This window comes from Streptomyces sp. NPDC001157 (assembly GCF_053598255.1).
The window spans coordinates 349,319-368,455 of the sequence record NZ_JBSFJW010000004.1 but is presented as its reverse complement, the minus strand read 5'-3'; the positions used below and the strand labels follow the sequence as shown (position 1 = coordinate 368,455).

At 71.4% G+C, this 19,137-nt stretch carries 21 protein-coding genes; 16 read left to right on the top strand and 5 right to left on the bottom strand.

Translation table 11 applies throughout. The features are described 5' to 3' along the window. Window positions 1-181: 181 nt before the first annotated feature. The 4 genes from ACWDAG_RS10030 (at window position 182) to ACWDAG_RS10015 (ending at window position 4,190) form a co-directional block, all read left to right on the top strand. Window positions 182-1,396 (top strand): NYN domain-containing protein, encoded by a 1,215-nt coding sequence (locus ACWDAG_RS10030; RefSeq protein ID WP_450695105.1) that lies wholly within the window; start codon window positions 182-184, stop codon window positions 1,394-1,396. 146 nt (window positions 1,397-1,542) lie between these two features. Further along, on the top strand, window positions 1,543-2,517 hold the full coding sequence (locus tag ACWDAG_RS10025; protein ID WP_450695200.1) for an ABC transporter ATP-binding protein: 975 nt from the start codon (window positions 1,543-1,545) through the stop codon (window positions 2,515-2,517). A 118-nt stretch (window positions 2,518-2,635) separates the two neighbouring features. Beyond that, on the top strand, window positions 2,636-3,457 hold the full coding sequence (locus ACWDAG_RS10020; RefSeq protein WP_450695104.1) for an ABC transporter permease: 822 nt from the start codon (window positions 2,636-2,638) through the stop codon (window positions 3,455-3,457). A 34-nt stretch (window positions 3,458-3,491) separates the two neighbouring features. Then, entirely contained in the window at window positions 3,492-4,190 is a 699-nt protein-coding gene (locus tag ACWDAG_RS10015) for an AAA family ATPase (protein ID WP_450695103.1), read from the top strand. 308 nt (window positions 4,191-4,498) lie between these two features. Here the strand turns inward: ACWDAG_RS10015 and ybaK are convergent, their stop codons facing one another. The 4 genes from ybaK to ACWDAG_RS09995 form a co-directional block, all read right to left on the bottom strand. Beyond that, on the bottom strand, window positions 4,499-5,002 hold the full coding sequence (gene ybaK / locus ACWDAG_RS10010; protein ID WP_450695102.1) for a Cys-tRNA(Pro) deacylase: 504 nt from the start codon (window positions 5,000-5,002) through the stop codon (window positions 4,499-4,501). A 43-nt stretch (window positions 5,003-5,045) separates the two neighbouring features. Further along, entirely contained in the window at window positions 5,046-5,786 is a 741-nt protein-coding gene (locus ACWDAG_RS10005) for an LON peptidase substrate-binding domain-containing protein (protein WP_450695101.1), read from the bottom strand. A gap of 11 nt (window positions 5,787-5,797) precedes the next feature. Then, complete coding sequence (locus tag ACWDAG_RS10000; RefSeq protein WP_450695100.1) at window positions 5,798-6,850, bottom strand: hypothetical protein; 1,053 nt, start codon at window positions 6,848-6,850, stop codon at window positions 5,798-5,800. A gap of 142 nt (window positions 6,851-6,992) precedes the next feature. Continuing rightward, a complete protein-coding gene (locus tag ACWDAG_RS09995) occupies window positions 6,993-8,570 on the bottom strand; it encodes an oxidoreductase (RefSeq protein WP_450695099.1) in 1,578 nt (525 codons plus the stop codon). A gap of 170 nt (window positions 8,571-8,740) precedes the next feature. On the opposite strand from ACWDAG_RS09995, the gene hisD reads away from it, so the two are divergent. The 10 genes from hisD to ACWDAG_RS09945 all read left to right on the top strand — a co-directional run bounded on the left by hisD (window position 8,741) and on the right by ACWDAG_RS09945 (window position 16,472). Then, window positions 8,741-10,081, top strand: coding sequence for a histidinol dehydrogenase (gene hisD / locus ACWDAG_RS09990; protein WP_450695098.1), 1,341 nt, complete (start codon window positions 8,741-8,743; stop codon window positions 10,079-10,081). Continuing rightward, a complete protein-coding gene (locus ACWDAG_RS09985; RefSeq protein ID WP_450695097.1) occupies window positions 10,078-11,190 on the top strand; it encodes a histidinol-phosphate transaminase in 1,113 nt (370 codons plus the stop codon). Before hisD ends, ACWDAG_RS09985 begins: the two co-directional genes overlap by 4 nt. Further along, complete coding sequence (gene hisB, locus ACWDAG_RS09980; protein ID WP_030932889.1) at window positions 11,187-11,780, top strand: imidazoleglycerol-phosphate dehydratase HisB; 594 nt, start codon at window positions 11,187-11,189, stop codon at window positions 11,778-11,780. The genes ACWDAG_RS09985 and hisB overlap by 4 nt, the downstream gene beginning before the upstream one ends. Before the next feature lie 4 nt (window positions 11,781-11,784). Then, complete coding sequence (locus tag ACWDAG_RS09975; RefSeq protein ID WP_030932891.1) at window positions 11,785-11,949, top strand: hypothetical protein; 165 nt, start codon at window positions 11,785-11,787, stop codon at window positions 11,947-11,949. Continuing rightward, window positions 11,946-12,587, top strand: a complete 642-nt coding sequence (gene hisH, locus ACWDAG_RS09970; protein ID WP_450695096.1) for an imidazole glycerol phosphate synthase subunit HisH — start codon at window positions 11,946-11,948, stop codon at window positions 12,585-12,587. The genes ACWDAG_RS09975 and hisH overlap by 4 nt, the downstream gene beginning before the upstream one ends. Before the next feature lie 3 nt (window positions 12,588-12,590). Further along, entirely contained in the window at window positions 12,591-13,316 is a 726-nt protein-coding gene (gene priA, locus ACWDAG_RS09965) for a bifunctional 1-(5-phosphoribosyl)-5-((5-phosphoribosylamino)methylideneamino)imidazole-4-carboxamide isomerase/phosphoribosylanthranilate isomerase PriA (protein WP_450695095.1), read from the top strand. Beyond that, window positions 13,313-13,705, top strand: a complete 393-nt coding sequence (locus tag ACWDAG_RS09960; RefSeq protein ID WP_450695094.1) for a RidA family protein — start codon at window positions 13,313-13,315, stop codon at window positions 13,703-13,705. Before priA ends, ACWDAG_RS09960 begins: the two co-directional genes overlap by 4 nt. Before the next feature lie 25 nt (window positions 13,706-13,730). Then, on the top strand, window positions 13,731-14,486 hold the full coding sequence (hisF, locus tag ACWDAG_RS09955; RefSeq protein WP_450695093.1) for an imidazole glycerol phosphate synthase subunit HisF: 756 nt from the start codon (window positions 13,731-13,733) through the stop codon (window positions 14,484-14,486). 113 nt (window positions 14,487-14,599) lie between these two features. After that, window positions 14,600-15,190: an ArsR/SmtB family transcription factor gene (locus ACWDAG_RS09950; RefSeq protein ID WP_450695092.1), complete on the top strand. Its 591-nt coding sequence runs from the start codon at window positions 14,600-14,602 to the stop codon at window positions 15,188-15,190. Between the two features lie 25 nt (window positions 15,191-15,215). Continuing rightward, window positions 15,216-16,472 (top strand): MFS transporter, encoded by a 1,257-nt coding sequence (locus ACWDAG_RS09945; protein WP_450695091.1) that lies wholly within the window; start codon window positions 15,216-15,218, stop codon window positions 16,470-16,472. A 26-nt stretch (window positions 16,473-16,498) separates the two neighbouring features. Here the strand turns inward: ACWDAG_RS09945 and ACWDAG_RS09940 are convergent, their stop codons facing one another. After that, entirely contained in the window at window positions 16,499-17,134 is a 636-nt protein-coding gene (locus ACWDAG_RS09940) for a TIGR03085 family metal-binding protein (protein ID WP_450695090.1), read from the bottom strand. An 83-nt stretch (window positions 17,135-17,217) separates the two neighbouring features. Here ACWDAG_RS09940 and hisI point away from each other — a divergent pair, with 83 nt between their 5' ends. Both hisI and ACWDAG_RS09930 read left to right on the top strand, forming a co-directional pair. Beyond that, window positions 17,218-17,613 (top strand): phosphoribosyl-AMP cyclohydrolase, encoded by a 396-nt coding sequence (gene hisI, locus ACWDAG_RS09935; protein WP_450695089.1) that lies wholly within the window; start codon window positions 17,218-17,220, stop codon window positions 17,611-17,613. Window positions 17,614-17,624: 11 nt separating this feature from the next. Beyond that, on the top strand, window positions 17,625-19,103 hold the full coding sequence (locus ACWDAG_RS09930) for an anthranilate synthase component I (protein WP_450695088.1): 1,479 nt from the start codon (window positions 17,625-17,627) through the stop codon (window positions 19,101-19,103). The last annotated feature ends 34 nt before the right edge of the window (window positions 19,104-19,137 follow it).

Sequence of the window (19,137 nt, the reverse complement as noted above, 5' to 3'; positions counted from 1 at the left end):
CCAGATTCACATAGGCTGACAAGGAGCGCATTTCGGATAATTACCGTCTGTGACAGGGCTTGTCGGAGCGCGAGGACCTGAAACGCCACGCCGAAGATCGAGTTCGGGCCGTTAACCCCCGCGCAGTCGGGCAGACTCGAAGGAAGCCCGAAGCAAACCTCCCGGAAAGAGGGTGGATCGCGTGGACCGCTGCATCGTCCTGGTGGACGCCGGGTATCTGCTGGGGGCCGCCGCCAGTCTCCTCGCCGGGGAGCCCTCACGCTCCCGCATCACCGTCGATCACGCCGCCCTCATCCAGGCCCTGCGAGAACGCGCCGAGTCCGACACGGAACGGCCGCTGCTGCGCATCTACTGGTTCGACGGCGCCCCCGACCGCGTCCCGCAGCCCGAGCACCGCAGGCTGCGCGTGATGCCCCGGGTCACCGTCCGGCTCGGCGCCCTGACCCGCAGCGACGGACGCTGGGCCCAGAAGGGCGTCGACGCCGCCATGCACGCCGAGCTCACCGAGCTGGCCCGCAACCGCGCCTGCTCCGACATCGTCCTCGTCACCGGCGACGGCGATCTGCTGCCGGGCATGATGGCCGCCAAGGAGCACGGCGTCGCCGTACACCTGTGGGCCGTGCAGGCCGCCGACGGGGACTACAACCAGTCCGAGGACCTGGTCGCCGAGGCCGACGAGCGGCGCGTCCTGGACCGTACGTGGATCACCAAGGCCGTACGGGCCAAGGAGCTCGGCGGGATCTGTGCGCCGCCGCCCGTGCCGCGGCCCGAGATCGCCGCGATCCTCTCCGCGCCGCTGCCGGAGTCCGCGCTCGCCGCGGCGGCCGAGCGGAGCGCCGAGGACCGCGAGCACGCACCCGCCGCGGCCCGCTCCGAGAACGGCACGCAGGAGCGGGTGCCCGCACCCAAGGGCGTACCGACCCCGAAGGACCTGGCCGCGCTGCGCGCCCCCGGGGTGCAGCCCGCCCAGAATCCCGCCAACGCGACCCTGCGCTGGTCCTCCGACAAGGGCTGGGTCGACCGGCCCCCCGCGGAGGCCCCCGAGGCCGCCTCGATGCCGACGCTGGCCCAGCTGACCACCGCCGAGCAGCGGTGGGCCGACCGTGAGGAGGACATCACCACGGTCGGTGGCGATCCCTACGAGGTCGGGCAGGTGTTCGCACGGCGGTGGATGGAGCGCCTGGGCGACCAGAGCCATCTGCAGAAGCTCTCCGGGATGTACCCGCGCGTCCCGCACCGCATCGACGGCGAGCTGCTGCGCTACGCCGCCCGTTTCGGGCTGCTCGCCCACAAGGACGACCAGATCGACGAGCACGACCGCTATGCGATCCGGGCCGGGTTCTGGCGGGAGATCGACGTGCGGACGGCGGCGGAGCACGCGCCTGCGGGTGAGTAGTTCCTCACCGGGGTTCTGACGGCGCTCTTTACCGGGGGATGTGCCGTTATGGACCAACCCGAGAGCGGGCGGGGCCCACGGACCCCGTACCCTCGTCCTTTGTGAGTACGCGCGCGGCACAGGCACTTCGGCACGGTGGGGATGTCGTGTGCGCGGTGCGCGGACTGACCAAGACCTATCCGGCGGTACGGGGGCGGCGGGGTGCGCCGGGGACGCCGTCGGTGCGGGCCACCGACGATGTGCACCTCGACATCCGGCGCGGTGAGATCTTCGGACTCCTCGGGCCGAACGGTGCGGGCAAGTCCACCCTCGTACGGCAGCTGACCGGGCTGATGCGGCCCGACTCCGGGCGGGTCGAGATCCTCGGGCACGACATCGTGCGCCACCCCGAGCGGGCCGCGCGGATCCTCGCCTACCTGGGGCAGGAGTCCAGCGCCCTCGACGAACTGACCGTGTCCCTCGCCGCCGAGACGACCGGGCGGCTGCGTGGGCTTCAGGCCCGTGCAGCGCGGGCCGAGCGGGACGCCGTACTGGAGGAGCTGGGGCTCACGCCCCTCGCCGGGCGGCCGCTGAAGAAACTGTCCGGCGGGCAGCGGCGGCTGGCGTGCCTTGCCGCCGCGCTGGTCGGGGAGCGGCAGCTGCTGGTGCTCGACGAGCCCACCACCGGGATGGATCCGGTGGCCCGGCGGGCCGTGTGGGCGGCCGTGGACCGGCGGCGGGCCGAGCGCGGGACGACGGTTCTGCTGGTCACCCACAACGTCATCGAGGCCGAGACCGTCCTCGACCGGGTCGCCGTCCTCGACCAGGGACGGGTGATCGCCTGCGACACCCCCGCCGGGCTCAAGGAGCAGGTCGCGGGGGAGGTCCGGGTCGAGCTGGTGTGGCGCGAGAACGCGCCGCTGCACGTGCCCGAGGTCGCCGCGCTGCGTGAGCGGGCCGTCGAGGCAGGGCGCCGCTGGACGCTCAGGCTCGCCCCCGAGGAGGCCCGCGCGATCGTCGCCACCGTCACCGGCGGCAGCGCCTTCGCCGCGCTCGACGACTTCACCCTGGCCACGCCCAGCCTGGAGGATGTGTATCTGGCGCTGGGGGGCGCCGCGCAGCAGGGGCTGGTGAAGGCGTGAGCGTTGTCGTCGGGGTGAGTGCGCGGACCGCCGCGGCCGTATGGTCCCTGTGGGAGAGGGCGATGGTCTCAGTGGGTTCGAGACCCGTGGGCCCGAGTGAGAAGGGGAGCAGCGCGTCGTGAGTGTCGTACCCGCCGATGTCCTGCCGGGCGGTGCCCTGGCCGTGGAGGAGGCCGGCCGCGGTGCGGCCGAGCTCGGGCCGCGGGCGCGGATGTGGCCGGCCCTCGTCGCCGTGTACCGGGCGCAGCTCTCGCGCGCGCGGGTGGCCCGGATTCCGCTGCTGTTCGTGGCGACCTTCCAGTCGATCGGGATCATGATCCTGATGCGGGGGGTCGTGGACGGTGGCGGCGAGGCCGAGTCCGTGGTGGCCGGGGCCTCGGTGCTCGTGGTGGCGTTCGTCGCGCTGAATCTGCTCGCGCAGTACTTCGGGCAGCTGCGGGCGAGCGGCGGACTCGACCATTACGCGACGCTGCCGGTGCCGCCGGCGTCCGTGGTGCTGGGGGCGGCCGGGGCGTATGCGTCCTTCACCGTGCCGGGGACCGTGGTCACGGCGGTGTTCGGGTGCGTGCTGTTCGGGCTGCCGCTGGCGCATCTGTGGGTGCTCGTCGCGGTGATTCCACTGGCGGGGGCGGCGCTGGCCGGGCTGGGCGCGGCGCTGGGGCTGCTCGCGCCGCGGCCGGAACTGGCCACTCTGCTCGGTCAGTTGGGCATGTCCGCGGCGCTGCTGCTCGGGGTGCTGCCGGCCGACCGGATGCCCGAGGTCGTGCGGTTCGCGCGGGATCTGCTGCCGTCGACGTACGGCGTCGAGGCCTTCGCGCGGACCTTCGGGGCGCATCCCGACTGGGCCTTCGTGGCCGGGGATCTCGCCGTGTGCGCCGGGGTGGGCGTGGTCTCGCTGGCCGTGGCCACCTGGGCATACCGTCGGGCGGCCGTCCGGTGACGCGCCGCACAGACGGGCCTGGCACGATGGCAGGGTGACCGCACCGTTGACTCCGCCTCCGCCGCCGCATGAACAGTCCTCGCAGAATGCGTGGCAGCCCCCGGCTGCCGGGTACGTGGCCCCTGTGGCGCATGACGCCGCGTGGGACGGCACGTACGGACAGGACGGGCCCGGGATGAAGACCGAAGTGCGAGAGGCCGCCGTGGTCACGGTGGCGGTTGCGGTCGCGGGTGCGCTGCTCGGGGTGCTGTGGTGGTGGCTGGCGCCGCATGTGCCGCTCGTCGGTGACGTGGTCGACAAGAGCTGGGTCGTCTATCTCTCCGACAGTGAGGGGGAGCAGGCGATCGGGGTGGACGGGACGTTCACGCTGCTTGCGGTGGCCTTTGGTGCGGTGAGCGCGCTCGGGGTCTTTTTCTGGCGGCGGCGTGGGGGTGTGCCGTTGGCTGTGGCGCTGGGGGTCGGGGGGCTGCTGGCGTCGTTGCTGGCCTGGAGGCTCGGGGTGTGGCTGGGGCCGTCGCAGGATGTGATCGCCCATGCGAAGGAAGTGGGCAAGGGGGTTGTGTTCTCTGCGCCGCTGAAGCTTGGGGCGAAGGGGGCGTTGTTGGCGTGGTCGTTGGCTGCGCTGGTGGTGCATCTTGGGTTGACGGCGTTGTTCGGGCCTCGGGATCCGGAGCCGCCGTATCTGGAGCCGGGGGCTGTTCCCAAGGATCCTTATGGGGCGCCGTTGGGGTAGGTGCGGCGCCGTTGGGGGTGCGGAGACTTTTTCGCCCCCGCCGCCCCTACCCGTCCCGTCCCAGGGGCTCCGCCCCTGCGGCCCCGCCAGGGGGCTCTGCCCCCTGGACCCCCGATCGGCCTGAACGGCCTCGTCCTCAAACGCCGGACGGGCTTAACCTGCCTGACGGGCGCTTGAAGACCTACGGGTGTCTTACGCGGGGCGGTGGCCGTGGTTGGAGCGGCCTTTCTTCAGGCGCCACTTGCGTTTGCGTGTTTTCTTCGACATGTCCCTTCTACCTAATCGAAGGCGGGACAGTCGTCGAGGGGTCATGCGCGGCCGATGGGGGCCACTACCGCCTCGGTCAGCTTGGTCAGGTCCTCGGGGGTGAGTTCCACCTCCAGGCCGCGGCGGCCCGCCGAGACGCAGATCGTGGGGTGGGCGGAGGCCGAGGCGTCCAGGACCGTGGGGAGTTTCTTGCGCTGGCCCAGGGGGGAGATGCCGCCGCGGACGTAGCCCGTGGTGCGTTCGGCGAGGGCGGGGTCGGCCATGGCGGCTCGTTTGCCGCCGACCGCCGAGGCCAGGGCCTTGAGGTCCAGCTGGCCCGCCACGGGGACCACGGCCACCGTCAGGGCGCCGTCCACGTCCGCGACCAGGGTCTTGAAGACGCGGTCCGGTGACACTCCCATCGCCTCCGCCGCCTCCTCGCCGTAGGAGGGGTGGGACGGGTCGTGGTCGTAGGCGTGGATCGTGTACGGCACCCCGGCGGACGTCAGGGCGACCGTTGCGGGGGTGCCGCCCTGCTGCTGGTTCTTCTTCGGCTTCTTTGCCATTCCGGCCTTCGCAGTGACTGAAGCAGTGACTGAATCGGTGACGTCAGTTGAGGCTTGTGCGGCCGCGCGTCAGCTCCGACGCGGGCAGTGACGGCAGACTACGGATGATCGCGGTCTCGGAGCGAAGGAGTTTCAGCTCGTCGCGCAGCCGGGACGCGGTGTCCGGGGCCTGGAGCAGGCGCTGCTTGGTGGGAGTGTCCAGCATCATCGCCGCCGCCACCAGGTAGGAGACCACGGACGGTTCGTCCGGGAGATCGGCGCCGGTCGAGAGGGACCGCTCGCGCGCGCCCGCCAGGCGTTTCTGGTACTGGCGGAATGCTCGCAGCACGCCTTCGGCCAGTGCGCCCGCCTCGTCGCCCGGATCCTCCGGGAGCTCTTCCAGGTCCGCCGTCAGGAAGGGGCCCGACGCGTCCACGGACACCAGGCGGGCTCGGGTCGTGCCCGTCGCCAGAACCTCGAAGGTGCCGTCCGCGTGTTCCCGGATCGTCGCCGCGTCCGCGACGCAGCCCGTCGAGTGGAACGACTTCGCCGGGTCGGGGCCGAAGCCCGCCGCGGGCCCGAGTTCGGGCAGGGCCGTGGGATCCGGCATGCCGGGCGCGCTCGGCGCCACCTCGAGGCCGTCGCGGATCGCCACGACGGCGAACCGGCGCGGTTCGTCCTCGGGTGTCTTGAGCAGATCGCGCATCATGGCGCGATAGCGCTCCTCGAAGACGTTCAGGGGCAGTACCAGCCCCGGGAACAGCACCGAGTTCAGAGGAAAGAGCGGGAGGCGGACGGTGGTCACGACGCAAGAGCCTAGTGGTCGCCGGAGCGTGCGCGTCCGGCGCGCCCACTCCGTGGATGCCGGGGCGAGGGCATGAGGCCTGTCGAACGGGCGAGGATCTCGCCACGCATCTTGAGGAAGAGCGCCAGCGGGTCGTCCGACAACCGGCCCCACGGGAAGGACGTGGCGTACGGGCCGATCCGGTGCAGCTCGGTGAGGGCCTCCTGCCAGCGGTCCAGCCGTACGAGGACGTACATCAGCTTGTTGCGGATCTCGGCCGGCCACGGGTCGGCCGCCGGGAAGCGGGCGGAGAACGCGATCGCCCGGTCGGCCGCCGCGTCCAGCCGCGCGCGCGGCACCTCGGCGCCGACGCCGTCCGTCAGACAGGCGTAGGCCGCCCGCGACGGCAGCGCCTGGATGAGGGAGCCGGGCGGGGCGTCCTGCGCCGCCAGGTCGGCGAAGTCGAAGCACTCACGGTGGGAGCCCTGCCACGACGCGGCCAGATAGCGCAGGGCCGCCACATGGCAGCCGTAGTGGTGCGGAGCGCGGCGCAGTGCCGCCTCCCACAGCTCGCCGAAGTACTTGGGGCCCGCGCCGGTGCCGCGCGCATGGTCCAGCGCGAGCCGCCAGGGCACCGGGTCACGGTCCTCGCCGCGCGCGGCAGCCGTGATCAGCGGGCTCACCTCGCGCAGCAGCTCCGCGCGTGCCGGGGAGCGCCAGGCGTCGTCCACCGCGAGCTGGGCCTTGATCAGCAGCGCGTCCGGGTCGTGCGGGGTGGCGGCGGACCACGCCCCCAGCCATTCCGGGCGGGCGTGCGCGAAGGCCGCGAGGCGTCTCGCGTACCGGTCGCGGTTCTCCCAGTCGCTGTGTGTGCGCGTGTCGGCGAGCAGCGCGGAGACGGGGCCGTGCTCGCCGCCCGCAGCCGCGACCAGCGCGGAGCCGAGGCGGTCGTCGGGCGCGTCGAGCAGCACCTCGTCGTCGGCGGGGAGTCCGGCGGCGGGGAGACCGGCGGTGGGGCGCGCAGCGGCCTGGGAGGTCCGGGCCGCGCGGCTGAACGGATGCAGCAGAGCCATGGTGTCGACCATTGAAAGGCGGCAGGTCAACCCTGCGCCAGGGCCCACGGACAAGTCGTGGAAAGTTGTACGCGGATCAGTCAAGTGCAGGTAAAGGGTGACTGTTCGACAACTGTTGGATTGTTGTGTGCGAAACCCTGTTGTTCCCAGGACTTCAGTTCCGTCTCAGCAGCCGCGTCGCCCCCGCCGCCACCGTCGTCGCCAGGATCCAGCCCAGCAGGATCATCGCCGCCGCCAGCCACTGCCAGCCGCCGCTCAGCTGCCAGACGCCGACCTGGCCCAGGTCGATGACCGGGAGCAGCAGGTCCAGCGCGAACAGGGCCGGGTTCCACGGCGGGTGGGCCCCGGGCTGCAGCGGCGGATGGCTCGCATGCGCGAAGGCAAGCGAGCCCGCCGCCCACAGCACCGCCATCCAGACGGCGGCCCGGCCCGGCCGGTATCCGTAGGCCACCGTCCAGTCCTGCGCGTACCCCCACAGCTTGGCGGCGATCGGCAGGCTCTCGCGGCGTCGCCGCTGCTTGGCGAGGAGCACCTCGCGCGCGTCCTCGTCCTCGCCACCGGACCGCAGCACGGAGGCGAGTCGCTCGTACGGCTCCGGGTTGTACTCGGCGGTCGCGGCGGTCACCCAGTCCAGCCGCTCGGTCAGCGGGAAGGGGCCCTGCGGTACGAGGTTCTCGTACTGGAAGCCGCCCATGTGCAGGTTGCCCGGCCCGGGCCAGGCGGTCGACCGGTCGACCAGGTTGACGACCCGCGCGCCCGACAGGACGACCTTGCCGCGCTGCGGCCGCTCCCCGAGGAAGCGCAGCTCTGGCGTCTGCACCCGGCGCAGCGACAGCTCCTGGTCGTCGGTGAAGGTGAACCGGGCCCGCTCCAGGTCGACCGCGTCCTCGAAGCGCCCGTCGTCCAGGCGCATCCCGCCCTGGCACTCGAACCGCTGGATCCGCGTCCCGCGCGCGGGCGTCGCACCGCTCATCATGGAGGCGCCGACGCCCGCGGGCGTCAGGTACAGCGTGCGTCCGACGCTCAGCTGGGGCGCGTTCAAGGCGAGCCGGCCGTACGGGTTGGCCAGCCGGGCGCCGCGCAGGCTCAGCGACACGCCGATCTTCGCACTGCGCAGGCTCAGCTCGCCGTGCGACTCCAGCAGCTCGGCCTGCAGGTCCTGGCCCACCATCATGCCGTCGCCGGCGATCGAACGGCCGCTGCGGTCGCGGTGGACGATCGCCTGGTTGAGCAGCAGGTCGGTGCCGATGTGCGCGTCGGTCAGCCGGATGCCGTTGAGGAAGCGGCAGCGCGGGAGGTGCAGATCGCCCTCCGTGTGCACACGGGCGGCCTCCAGACGGGGCACCGAGCAGTCCACCATCCGCATGGTCGTGAAGTGGGCCTCCGGCAGCAGCACGTCCCGCTCGAAGCGGCAGCCGCGCATCTCGACGTACGGCACCACCACGCCGCCCGCCAGGTCCAGGGAACCGCTGATCTGCACCCCGCGCAGCTTCAGCGAGGAGACCCGGCCCGCGAGCGCGGGCGGGCCGTCGAGCAGCAGCCAGCACACGATGCGCGCCCGCACGGTCCGCTCGGGCCCCCACGGGTGCCCGCCGTGCGGATCGTCGACGACGCTGTCCCCGCTGCTCAGGTCGTACACACTGCCGTTGCGGAAGGCCTGCCACATGCCGGCCTCGGCGGCGGTCAGATCGTCCGGCAGGTCTCCGGCGCGGAAGCCGGCCCCCTCGGTCACTGCGCTTTCATCCTCCTGGCCCTCGTCGCGGTCGCACAACCGTTCATGCCCGCTGTGTGACGTCCCGAACGCCAGACGTGAAGGTGATCTTCCGGGTTCCAGCCGGGGTTCTGTATCAGCCATTGGAACGCGCGAACGGCGCCCGACCTCGGTCTGAGAGAATTGAGCCCGTGCTGCCATATTCCTTCCTGGCCCGAATCGATCTGCGCGGCGACGCCCTCCCCGAGGGCCCCGCCCTGCGCGACCTGCTGCCCCGAGCCGACTTCGACGTTCAGGCCGCCCTGGAGAAGGTGCGTCCGATCTGCGAAGCCGTGCATCATCGGGGCGACGCGGCGCTGATCGACTTCGCCGAGAAGTTCGACGGGGTCAGGCTGGAGCAGGTGCGGGTGCCCGTCGCGGCGCTCGAAAAAGCCCTGGAAGAGCTCGACCCGGCCGTGCGTGCGGCCCTGGAGGAGTCCATCCGCCGCGCCCGTCTCGTCCACCGCGAGCAGCGCCGTACGACGCACACGACCCAGGTCGTGCCGGGCGGTTCGGTCACCGAGAAGTGGGTGCCGGTGGAGCGCGTCGGGCTGTACGCGCCCGGCGGCCGGTCCGTGTACCCGTCGTCCGTGATCATGAACGTCGTGCCGGCGCAGGAGGCAGGCGTCGAGTCCATCGCCCTCGCCTCGCCCGCGCAGGCCGAATTCGGCGGGCTGCCGCACCCGACGATCCTCGCCGCCTGCGCCCTCCTCGGCGTCGACGAGGTGTACGCCGCCGGTGGCGCCACCGCCGTCGCGATGTTCGCGCACGGCACCGAGTCCTGCGCCCCGGCCAACATGGTCACCGGCCCCGGCAACATCTGGGTCGCCGCCGCCAAGCGCTACTTCACCGGCAAGATCGGCATCGACGCCGAGGCGGGCCCGACCGAGATCGCGGTGCTCGCCGACGACACGGCCGACCCGGTGCACGTCGCCTCCGACCTGATCAGCCAGGCCGAGCACGACCCGCTGGCCGCCGCCGTCCTGGTCACCGACTCCGTGGCGCTCGCGGACGCGGTCGAGAAGGAGCTGGAGCCGCAGGTCGCGGCCACCAAGCACATCGAGGACCGGATCCGCCCGGCGCTCGCGGGCCGCCAGTCCGCGATCGTCCTCGTCGACGGCATCGACGAGGGTCTGCGGGTGGTCGACGCGTACGGCGCCGAGCACCTGGAGATCCAGACGGCGGACGCCGCCGCCGTGGCCGACCGGGTGAAGAACGCCGGCGCGATCTTCATCGGCCCCTGGGCGCCGGTGTCGCTCGGCGACTACGCGGCCGGGTCCAACCACGTCCTGCCCACCGGCGGTTGCGCCTGCCACTCCTCCGGCCTGTCCGTCCAGTCCTTCCTGCGCGGCATCCACATCGTCGACTACACGAAGGACGCGCTGGCCGAGGTCGCGCACCACGTGGTCACGCTGGCGGAGGCGGAGGACCTGCCGGCGCACGGCGCGGCGATCAAGGCGAGGTTCGGTTGGAAGGTGCCCGAGAGCAAGTGAACGACGTGAGGATCGACGATCTCCCCGTACGGGACGAGCTGCGCGGAAAGTCCCCTTATGGTGCGCCCCAGTTGGACGTCCCCGTACGGCTGAACACCAACGAGAACCCCTACCCGCTGCCCGAGCCGCTGGTCGAACGCATCGCGGAGCGCGTCCGCGAGGCCGCCCGTGACCTCAACCGCTACCCGGACCGCGACGCCGTCGAGCTGCGCACCCAGCTCGCCAAGTACCTGACGGACACCTCCGGCCACGAGGTCGGCCTGGCCAACGTCTGGGCCGCCAACGGCTCCAACGAGGTCATCCAGCAGCTGCTGCAGACCTTCGGCGGACCCGGCCGTACCGCGATCGGCTTCGAGCCGTCGTACTCGATGCACGCGCTCATCTCGCGCGGCACGGGCACGGGCTGGATCTCGGGTCCCCGCAACGCGGACTTCACGATCGACGTCGAGGCGGCCGTGCAGGCCATCGCCGAGAACCGGCCGGACGTCGTCTTCATCACCACCCCCAACAATCCCACGGGCAACGCGGTTCCGCGTGAGACGGTCCTCGCGCTGTACGAGGCCGCGCAGGCGGCGAAGCCGTCGATGGTCGTGGTCGACGAGGCGTACATCGAGTTCAGCCACGGCGACTCGCTGCTGCCGCTGATCGAAGGTCGGCCGAATCTCGTCGTCTCGCGGACGATGTCGAAGGCCTTCGGTGCGGCCGGTCTGCGCCTCGGCTATCTCGCCGCGCACCCGGCCGTCGTCGACGCCGTCCAGCTGGTACGGCTGCCGTACCACCTCTCGGCGATCACCCAGGCGACCGCGCTGGCCGCCCTGGAACACACCGACACGCTGCTGAAGTACGTCGAGCAGCTGAAGTCGGAGCGGGACCGGCTGGTGAGCGAGCTGCGGGCGCTCGGCTACGACGTCGTCGAGTCCGACGCGAACTTCGTGCAGTTCGGGCGGTTCGAGGACTCCCACACCGTCTGGCAGAAGATCCTGGACCGGGGTGTGCTGGTACGGGACAACGGCATCCCGGGGTGGCTGCGGGTGTCCGCCGGAACCCCGCAGGAGAACGACGCGTTCCTGGACGCGGTACGTGAACTCAAGAAGGAGCACAGCGCATGAGCCGCGTAGGACGCGTGGAGCGGGTCACCAAGGAGACGTCGGTGCTCGTCGAGATAGACCTCGACGGCAGCGGCAAGGTCGATGTGTCGACAGGTGTCGGCTTCTACGACCACATGCTCGACCAGCTCGGCCGGCACGGTCTGTTCGACCTGACCGTGAAGACCGAGGGCGACCTGCACATCGACTCCCACCACACCATCGAGGACACCGCCCTCGCGCTCGGCGCGGCCTTCAAGCAGGCGCTCGGCGACAAGGTGGGGATCTACCGGTTCGGCAACTGCACGGTGCCCCTGGACGAGTCGCTCGCCCAGGTGACGGTGGACCTGAGCGGCCGCCCGTACCTCGTGCACACCGAGCCCGAGAACATGGCGCCGATGATCGGCGAGTACGACACCACGATGACCCGGCACATCCTGGAGTCCTTCGTCGCCCAGGCCCAGATCGCCCTGCACGTGCACGTGCCGTACGGGCGCAACGCGCACCACATCGTGGAGTGCCAGTTCAAGGCGCTCGCGCGGGCGCTCAGGTACGCGAGCGAGCGCGACCCGCGCGCGGCCGGCATCCTTCCGTCCACGAAGGGCGCGCTGTAAAGCCATGAACGGACTGTCGACCGTCCTGATCGTCGTCGGCCTCTTCCTGGTCGGCGGCATCATCTCCTTCGTCAAGCAGCAGATGCCGAAGAGCCTGATCGTGCTGCTCTCCGTCAGCGCCGCGATGTGTCTGGTCGCGGGTGTCCTGAGGCTGGAGGTGTGGAATTGAGCAACTCCAAGAAGGTCGTGGTGTTCGACTACGGCTTCGGGAACGTCCGTTCCGCCGAGCGTGCCCTGGCGCGCACGGGAGCGGACGTCGAGATCACGCGTGACTTCGACCGGGCCATGAACGCGGACGGCCTGCTGGTGCCGGGCGTCGGCGCCTTCGCCGCCTGTATGCAGGGCCTGAAGGAGGCGCGCGGCGACTGGATCGTCGACCGGCGGCTGTCCGGCGGGCGTCCGGTCATGGGCATCTGCGTCGGCATGCAGATCCTGTTCGCACGGGGCATCGAGCACGGCGTGGAGACCGAGGGTCTCGACGAGTGGCCCGGCTCCGTCGAGCCGCTGCAGGCCGAGATCGTGCCGCACATGGGCTGGAACACCGTCGATGCGCCCGAAGACTCCGAGCTGTTCGCCGGCCTGGACGCCGACGCGCGCTTCTACTTCGTGCACTCCTACGCCGTCCACGACTGGGCGCTGGAGACGCACAACCCGACGATGCTCGCCCCCAAGGTGACCTGGTCGACGCACGGCAAGCCCTTCGTGGCGGCCGTCGAGAACGGCGCCCTGTGGGCCACCCAGTTCCACCCCGAGAAGTCCGGCGACGCCGGAGCGCAGCTGCTCACCAACTGGATCGGAACCCTGTAGACCATGGCCAAGCTCGAACTCCTCCCCGCCGTCGACGTCCGCGACGGCCAGGCCGTCCGCCTCGTGCACGGCGAGTCCGGCACGGAGACCTCGTACGGCTCTCCCCTGGAGGCCGCCCTCGCCTGGCAGCGGTCGGGCGCCGAGTGGCTGCACCTGGTCGACCTGGACGCCGCGTTCGGCACCGGCGACAACCGTGAGCTGATCGCCGAGGTCGCGAAGGCGATGGACATCAAGGTGGAGCTGTCCGGCGGCATCCGCGACGACGCCTCGCTGGCCGCCGCCCTGGCCACCGGGTGCACCCGGGTGAACCTCGGAACGGCCGCCCTGGAGACCCCGGAGTGGGTCGCCAAGGTCATCGCCGAGCACGGCGACAAGATCGCGGTGGGCCTGGACGTACGCGGCACGACCCTGCGCGGCCGCGGCTGGACGCGCGACGGCGGCGACCTCTACGAGACGCTGGAGCGCCTCAACAAGGAGGGCTGCGCGCGGTATGTGGTGACGGACATCGCCAAGGACGGCACGCTCCAGGGCCCCAACCTGGAGCTGCTGAAGAACGTCTGCGCGGCCACCGACCGCCCGGTCGTGGCTTCCGGCGGCGTGTCGTCCCTGGACGACCTGCGCGCCATCGCCGAGCTGGTACCCCTCGGTGTCGAGGGCTCCATCGTCGGGAAGGCCCTGTACGCGAAGGCGTTCACCCTGGAAGAGGCCTTGGAGGCTGTGTCGCGATGATGTCCGAAGCCGTACGGCGTGTGCAGAGCGGAAGTCCCTGGGAAGAGTCCTTCGGTTTTGCACGCGCCGTCGCGGCGGGCGACCGCGTGCTGGTGGCAGGCACGACGTCCTTCAAGGGCAGCGTGCTGTACGGGGAGGGCGACCCGTACGAGCAGGCCAAGGTGTCCTTCACCAGCGCGATCGAGGCGATCGGTGAGCTCGGGCTCGGCGTCGAGTCCGTGATCCGTACGCGCATGTACCTGACCCATGCGCGGGATGTGGACGCGGTGGGCCGGGCCCACAAGGAACTGTTCGACACGGTGCGCCCGGTCTCGACCCTTCTCGTGGTGGAGGGCTTCGTCGACCCGCGCATCCTGGTCGAAGTGGAACTGGAAGCCTTCCGAGGCTAAAGGCATACAGAGGAGCCGTGGATTCATGACCCTGGCGGTCCGAGTCATCCCCTGCCTGGACGTGGACAACGGCCGGGTCGTCAAGGGCGTCAACTTCCAGAACCTGCGCGACGCGGGCGACCCGGTCGAGATGGCCAAGGTGTACGACGCCGAGGGCGCCGACGAGCTGACGTTCCTGGACATCACCGCGTCGTCGGGCAACCGTGAGACGACGTACGACGTGGTGCGCCGCACCGCCGAGCAGGTGTTCATCCCGCTCACGGTCGGCGGCGGTGTGCGCACGGCCGAGGACGTGGACAAGCTGCTGCGGGCCGGTGCGGACAAGGTCGGTGTGAACACCGCCGCGATCGCCCGTCCCGAGCTCATCCGTGAGATCGCCGAGCGGTTCGGTCGGCAGGTTCTGGTCCTGTCCGTGGACGCCCGCCGCACTCGTGAAGGCACCTTCGAGGTGACCACCCACGGCGGTCGTCGCGGCACCGGCATCGACGCCGTCGAGTGGGCGCACCGGGCCGCCGAGCTGGGTGCGGGCGAGATCCTGCTGAACTCCATGGACGCGGACGGCACGAAGGACGGCTACGACCTGGAGATGATCACCGCGGTTCGCAAGCACGTGACGGTTCCGGTGATCGCCTCGGGAGGCGCGGGCAAGCTGGCCGACTTCCCGCCGGCCATCGGCGCGGGCGCGGATGCGGTGCTGGCGGCGTCGGTCTTCCACTTCGGGGATCTGCGGATCGGCGAGGTGAAGCAGGCGCTGCGGGAGGCGGGGCACCCCGTCCGTTAGCGGTCCGAGCCCCGGTTGCCTGATGGCGGCCGGGGCTTTTCCGTCTGCAGATGGAAAAGAGAAGTTGCGCAAAATTAGTTGTGCAACTTTTCTTTTGTATCTAGCGTGGGGGCATGGCAGACAGGAAGAAGGACCGCCGCATCACGGACGTGGGCACACTCAAGGCCCTCGCGCATCCGTTGCGGGCGCAGTTGTACCGACTGCTGATCGTTGTGCGGGCGGCGACCGCGTCCCAGCTTGCCGAACAGGTCGACGAGGCCGTCGCGCTGGTCAGCTATCACCTGAGAAAACTCGCCGACCACGGGCTGATCGAGGAGGCCGAGCCGCGGAGCGGGGACGGGCGCGAGCGATGGTGGCAGCCCGCCTCCGACGGACTGAGCATTCACGACGAGGACTTCCGGGACGCCCCCGAGAAGGCCGCCGCCCACACCGCGGCCAGCAGGCTCTTCTTCGAGCAGCGCGCCGACATGTACCGCCGCTACCTCGACGCACGGGCCCACTGGAGCGACGCGTGGACGACGGCGTCCGACGACTCCGAGTGGCTGCTGCGGCTCACCTCGGACGAACTGGCCGAGCTGGCCAAGGAGATGAGCGCCCTGGTCCGCCGCTACGAGGAGCACGGCCGCGCGGCCGACGCCGCAGGCGACACCGAAGGCCGCGAGAACGTCGCGGTGCACACGTACGGCTTCCCCTTCCGTCTCTGATTCCGTCTCTGAGAGGACCTCCCGCATGACCACCGCTCTCGACGGCACGGCCACGGCCCCGGTCACTGCCCAGCCGCCCGCGCACCGCGACCCCAATGTGCTGCGCTGGCTTGCCGCCTACACCTCGTCGATGGTCGGCGACACCGTCTACTACGTGGCCCTGTCCTGGGCCGCCGTACAGACGGGATCGCCCTCGCAAGCAGGCATGGTCATGGCGGCGAGCGCCGTACCCCGGGCGCTGCTGATGCTGGGTGGGGGAGTGATCGCCGACCGGTTAGGGCCGCGGAAGGTCGTCATCGGCAGCGACGCGGTGCGCTGCGCGGCCGTGCTGGCCGTGGCTGCCCTGCTGTTCGTCACCAGCCCCGGTCTGTGGCCGCTCGCCGTGCTCGCCGTGGTCTTCGGCATCGTCGACGCCGTGTTCATGCCCGCCGCGGGCGCCCTGCCGGCGCGCATCACCAGCCGGGGCCAGCTGACCCGCGTCCAGGGCATGCGTGGTCTCGCGATCCGCTTCGGTTACGTCGTCGGCGCGCCGCTCGGCGGCCTGGGGGCGGCGATGGGAGGTGCGGCCGCCGCGTTCGGGCTGGCCGGGCTGCTGATCGCGGTGTCGATACCGCTCCTGATCTCCGTGCGCATACGGGAGCTGCCTCCGGACGACCGGGTCGGTGCACGGCGCACCGCCTGGCGGGACCTGCGCGACGGGCTGGGCCACATCCGCCGCCACCGTGTCCTCGCCCCGCTGACACTGGCCATCGCCCTCGGTGACCTCGGCTTCGTCGGTCCGCTCAACGTCGGCGTGACCCTGCTGGCCGACGACCGCGGGTGGGGCGCCGCCGGCCTGGGCTGGGTGGTCGCCGGGTTCGGCATCGGCGCCGGGGCCGCCTCGCTGCTGCTGACGGTGCGGGGGCGCCTGCCGTACGCCGGGCATGTCGTCGCGTACACGGCCTTCGCGGGAAGCGTCGCCATCGGTGCCCTGGCGTATGTCCCGAACATTGTCGAGGCCGCCGGGGTGGCCCTCCTCATCGGCCTGCTCGCCGGCCTCAGCGGGTCCCTGTGCAATGCCCTGTTGCAGACCCAGGCCGACCCGGCCTACCTCGGCCGGGTCACCGCGGTCACCGGCCTGGTCAGCCTCGGCATCGTCCCGCTGACCATGCCGCTGTTCGCCGCGGTGACCGGCGCCTGGGGCGTCGCCCCGGTCTTCGCGGTCAGCGCGGCCGTGTCCGGGCTCGGCGGGGTCGTCGCCCTGAGCGTCCCCGCCCTGCGCCGCGCCGAGCTGCCCCGCTGACCTCGGCCCTGAGAGACCCGGCTGCCTCAGATCCCCAGCTGCTTCGCCTCGTGCAGCTTCGCGACGGCGTCCTTGTCGCCGTCCAGCTCGACCTCGGCGGCGCTCTGCCGACCGTAGGAGAACAGGAGCAGCTCCGACGGTTCCCCGGTCACCGTCACCACGGGGGTGCCGCGGTGGGCGACCGCCGTCTGGCCGTCCGGGCGGCGCAGCACCAGGCCCGTGGGGGCGCTGCGGCCCATCAGACGGGCCGAGCGCTCCAGGCGGGACCAGAGGGTGTCCTGGAAGACGTGGTCCAGCTCGCGCGGCGTCCAGTCCGGCTGCGCACGGCGCACGTCCTCCGTGTGGACGTAGAACTCGACGGTGTTCGACAACTCGTCGACCTGCTTGAGCTGGAACGGTGAGAAGCGAGGTGGGCCGGTGCGGATGAGCTGGATCAGCTCCTCGTACGGCTTGGCGGTGAACTCCGCCATCACCCGCTCCAGGCGTGGCGCGAGCTGCTTGATCAGCATGCCGCCTGCGGCGTCGGGGCGGCGCTCGCGCACCACCACGTGCGCGGCGAGGTCACGGGTCCGCCAGCCCTCGCAGAGGGTCGGGGCGTCCGGGCCCTCCGCCTCCAACAGGTCGGCCAGGAGAAGTCGTTCACGCTTGGCGAAAGTCGACATGCAGTCAGCCTACGACCACCCTTCGGGTCCGCACAGTGGACACCGTCCCGTCACTGTCAGTGGCGGAAGGCACAATGGCACCCATGACCAGCACGCCGTCCCCCAGCAGCCTCGACCCCGACATCGCCGCGCGCCTCAAGCGCAGCGCCGACGGGCTCGTCCCCGCCATCGCCCAGCAGTACGACACCGGAGAGGTGCTCATGCTCGGCTGGATGGACGACGAGGCGCTGCACCGCACCCTCACCACCGGCCGCTGCACGTACTGGTCGCGCAGCCGTCAGGAGTACTGGGTGAAGGGCGACACCTCCGGCCACTTCCAGTGGGTCAAGTCGGTCGCGCTCGACTGCGACGCGGACACCGTGCTGGTCAAGGTCGACCAGGTCGGCGCCGCCTGCCACACCGGCGCGCGCACCTGCTTCGACGCCGACGTGCTCCTCAAGGACGGTGCCGATTCCGGTGCCGTCGCCTCGGATCAGTAAGGTCTGCCGCCATGGACCTCGAGACCTTCCGCAAGCTCGCCACCGACCGGCGCGTCATCCCGGTCACGCGCAAGCTCCTCGCCGACGGCGACACCCCGGTCGCGCTCTACCGCAAGCTCGCCGCCGAGCGCCCCGGCACCTTCCTGCTGGAGTCCGCGGAGAACGGCCGCTCCTGGTCCCGTTACTCCTTCGTCGGCGTCCGCTCGGCCGCCACCCTCACCGCGCGCGACGGTGAGGCCCACTGGGTCGGGGCCCCGCCCGTCGGCGTCCCCGTCGACGGCGACCCGCTGGCCGCCCTGCGCGCCACCATCGAGGCCCTGCACACCCCGCACCAGGAGGGGCTGCCGCCCTTCACCGGCGGCATGGTCGGCTATCTCGGCTACGACATCGTGCGCCGCCTGGAGAAGATCGGCCCGGGGGAGCGGGACGACCTCAAGCTGCCCGAGCTGACCATGCTCCTCACCAGCGACCTCGCCGTCATGGATCACTGGGAGGGCTCGGTCCTGCTGATCGCCAACGCGATCAACCACAACGACCTCGACACGGGCGTCGACGAGGCCCACGCGGACGCGGTCGCCCGCCTCGACGCCATGGAGGCGGACCTCTCGCGCGCGGTCGCCCAGCCGCCCGCCGTGCTCCCGCCCTCCGAGCTCCCCGAGTACACGGCCCTGTGGGGCGGCCCCGACTTCCAGGAGGCCGTCGAGGACATCAAGGAGCGAATCCGGGCCGGGGAGGCCTTCCAGGTCGTCCCCTCGCAGCGCTTCGAAACGCCGTGCACGGCAAGCGCGTTGGACGTCTACCGCGTGCTGCGGGCGACCAACCCCTCGCCGTACATGTACCTCTTCCGCTTCGACGGCTTCGATGTCGTGGGCTCGTCCCCCGAGGCCCTGGTCAAGGTCGAGGACGGACATGCGATGGTCCATCCCATCGCCGGGACGCGGCACCGCGGTGCCACCCCGCAGGAGGACCAGGCCCTCGCCGACGAACTGCTCGCCGACCCGAAGGAGCGCGCGGAGCACCTCATGCTCGTCGACCTGGGACGCAACGACCTCGGACGGGTCTGCGAGCCGGGCTCGGTCGAGGTCGTCGACTTCATGTCCGTCGAGCGGTACTCGCACGTGATGCACATCGTCTCCACCGTCACCGGCAAGGTCGCCGAGGGCCGCACCGCCTTCGACGTGCTGACCGCCTGCTTCCCGGCCGGCACCCTCTCCGGCGCCCCCAAGCCCCGGGCGATGCAGATCATCGACGAACTCGAGCCGTCCCGGCGCGGGTTGTACGGCGGCTGCGTCGGCTACCTCGACTTCGCGGGCGACTCCGACACCGCCATCGCCATCCGCACGGCCCTGCTGCGGGGCGGCACGGCGTACGTCCAGGCGGGCGCCGGCATCGTCGCCGACTCCGACCCGGTCGCCGAGGACCAGGAGTGCCGCAACAAGGCCGCCGCCGTGCTCCGAGCGGTCCACACGGCCAACCGGCTGGGCCGATAGGACCCTTCCGGCGACAAGTGGGGCGCTTCTCACG

Excerpts from the sequence above, each read along its gene's own strand:
- ybaK (WP_450695102.1), bottom strand. The coding sequence starts at position 5,002 with ATGGCAAAGAAGCCGAAGAAGAACCAGCAGCAGGGCGGCACCCCCGCA.
- ACWDAG_RS10000 (WP_450695100.1), bottom strand. The coding sequence starts at position 6,850 with ATGGTCGACACCATGGCTCTGCTGCATCCGTTCAGCCGCGCGGCCCGG.
- hisB (WP_030932889.1), top strand. The coding sequence starts at position 11,187 with ATGAGCCGCGTAGGACGCGTGGAGCGGGTCACCAAGGAGACGTCGGTG.
- ACWDAG_RS09975 (WP_030932891.1), top strand. The coding sequence starts at position 11,785 with ATGAACGGACTGTCGACCGTCCTGATCGTCGTCGGCCTCTTCCTGGTC.
- priA (WP_450695095.1), top strand. The coding sequence starts at position 12,591 with ATGGCCAAGCTCGAACTCCTCCCCGCCGTCGACGTCCGCGACGGCCAG.
- ACWDAG_RS09960 (WP_450695094.1), top strand. The coding sequence starts at position 13,313 with ATGATGTCCGAAGCCGTACGGCGTGTGCAGAGCGGAAGTCCCTGGGAA.
- hisF (WP_450695093.1), top strand. The coding sequence starts at position 13,731 with ATGACCCTGGCGGTCCGAGTCATCCCCTGCCTGGACGTGGACAACGGC.
- ACWDAG_RS09950 (WP_450695092.1), top strand. The coding sequence starts at position 14,600 with ATGGCAGACAGGAAGAAGGACCGCCGCATCACGGACGTGGGCACACTC.
- ACWDAG_RS09945 (WP_450695091.1), top strand. The coding sequence starts at position 15,216 with ATGACCACCGCTCTCGACGGCACGGCCACGGCCCCGGTCACTGCCCAG.
- ACWDAG_RS09940 (WP_450695090.1), bottom strand. The coding sequence starts at position 17,134 with ATGTCGACTTTCGCCAAGCGTGAACGACTTCTCCTGGCCGACCTGTTG.
- hisI (WP_450695089.1), top strand. The coding sequence starts at position 17,218 with ATGACCAGCACGCCGTCCCCCAGCAGCCTCGACCCCGACATCGCCGCG.
- ACWDAG_RS09930 (WP_450695088.1), top strand. The coding sequence starts at position 17,625 with ATGGACCTCGAGACCTTCCGCAAGCTCGCCACCGACCGGCGCGTCATC.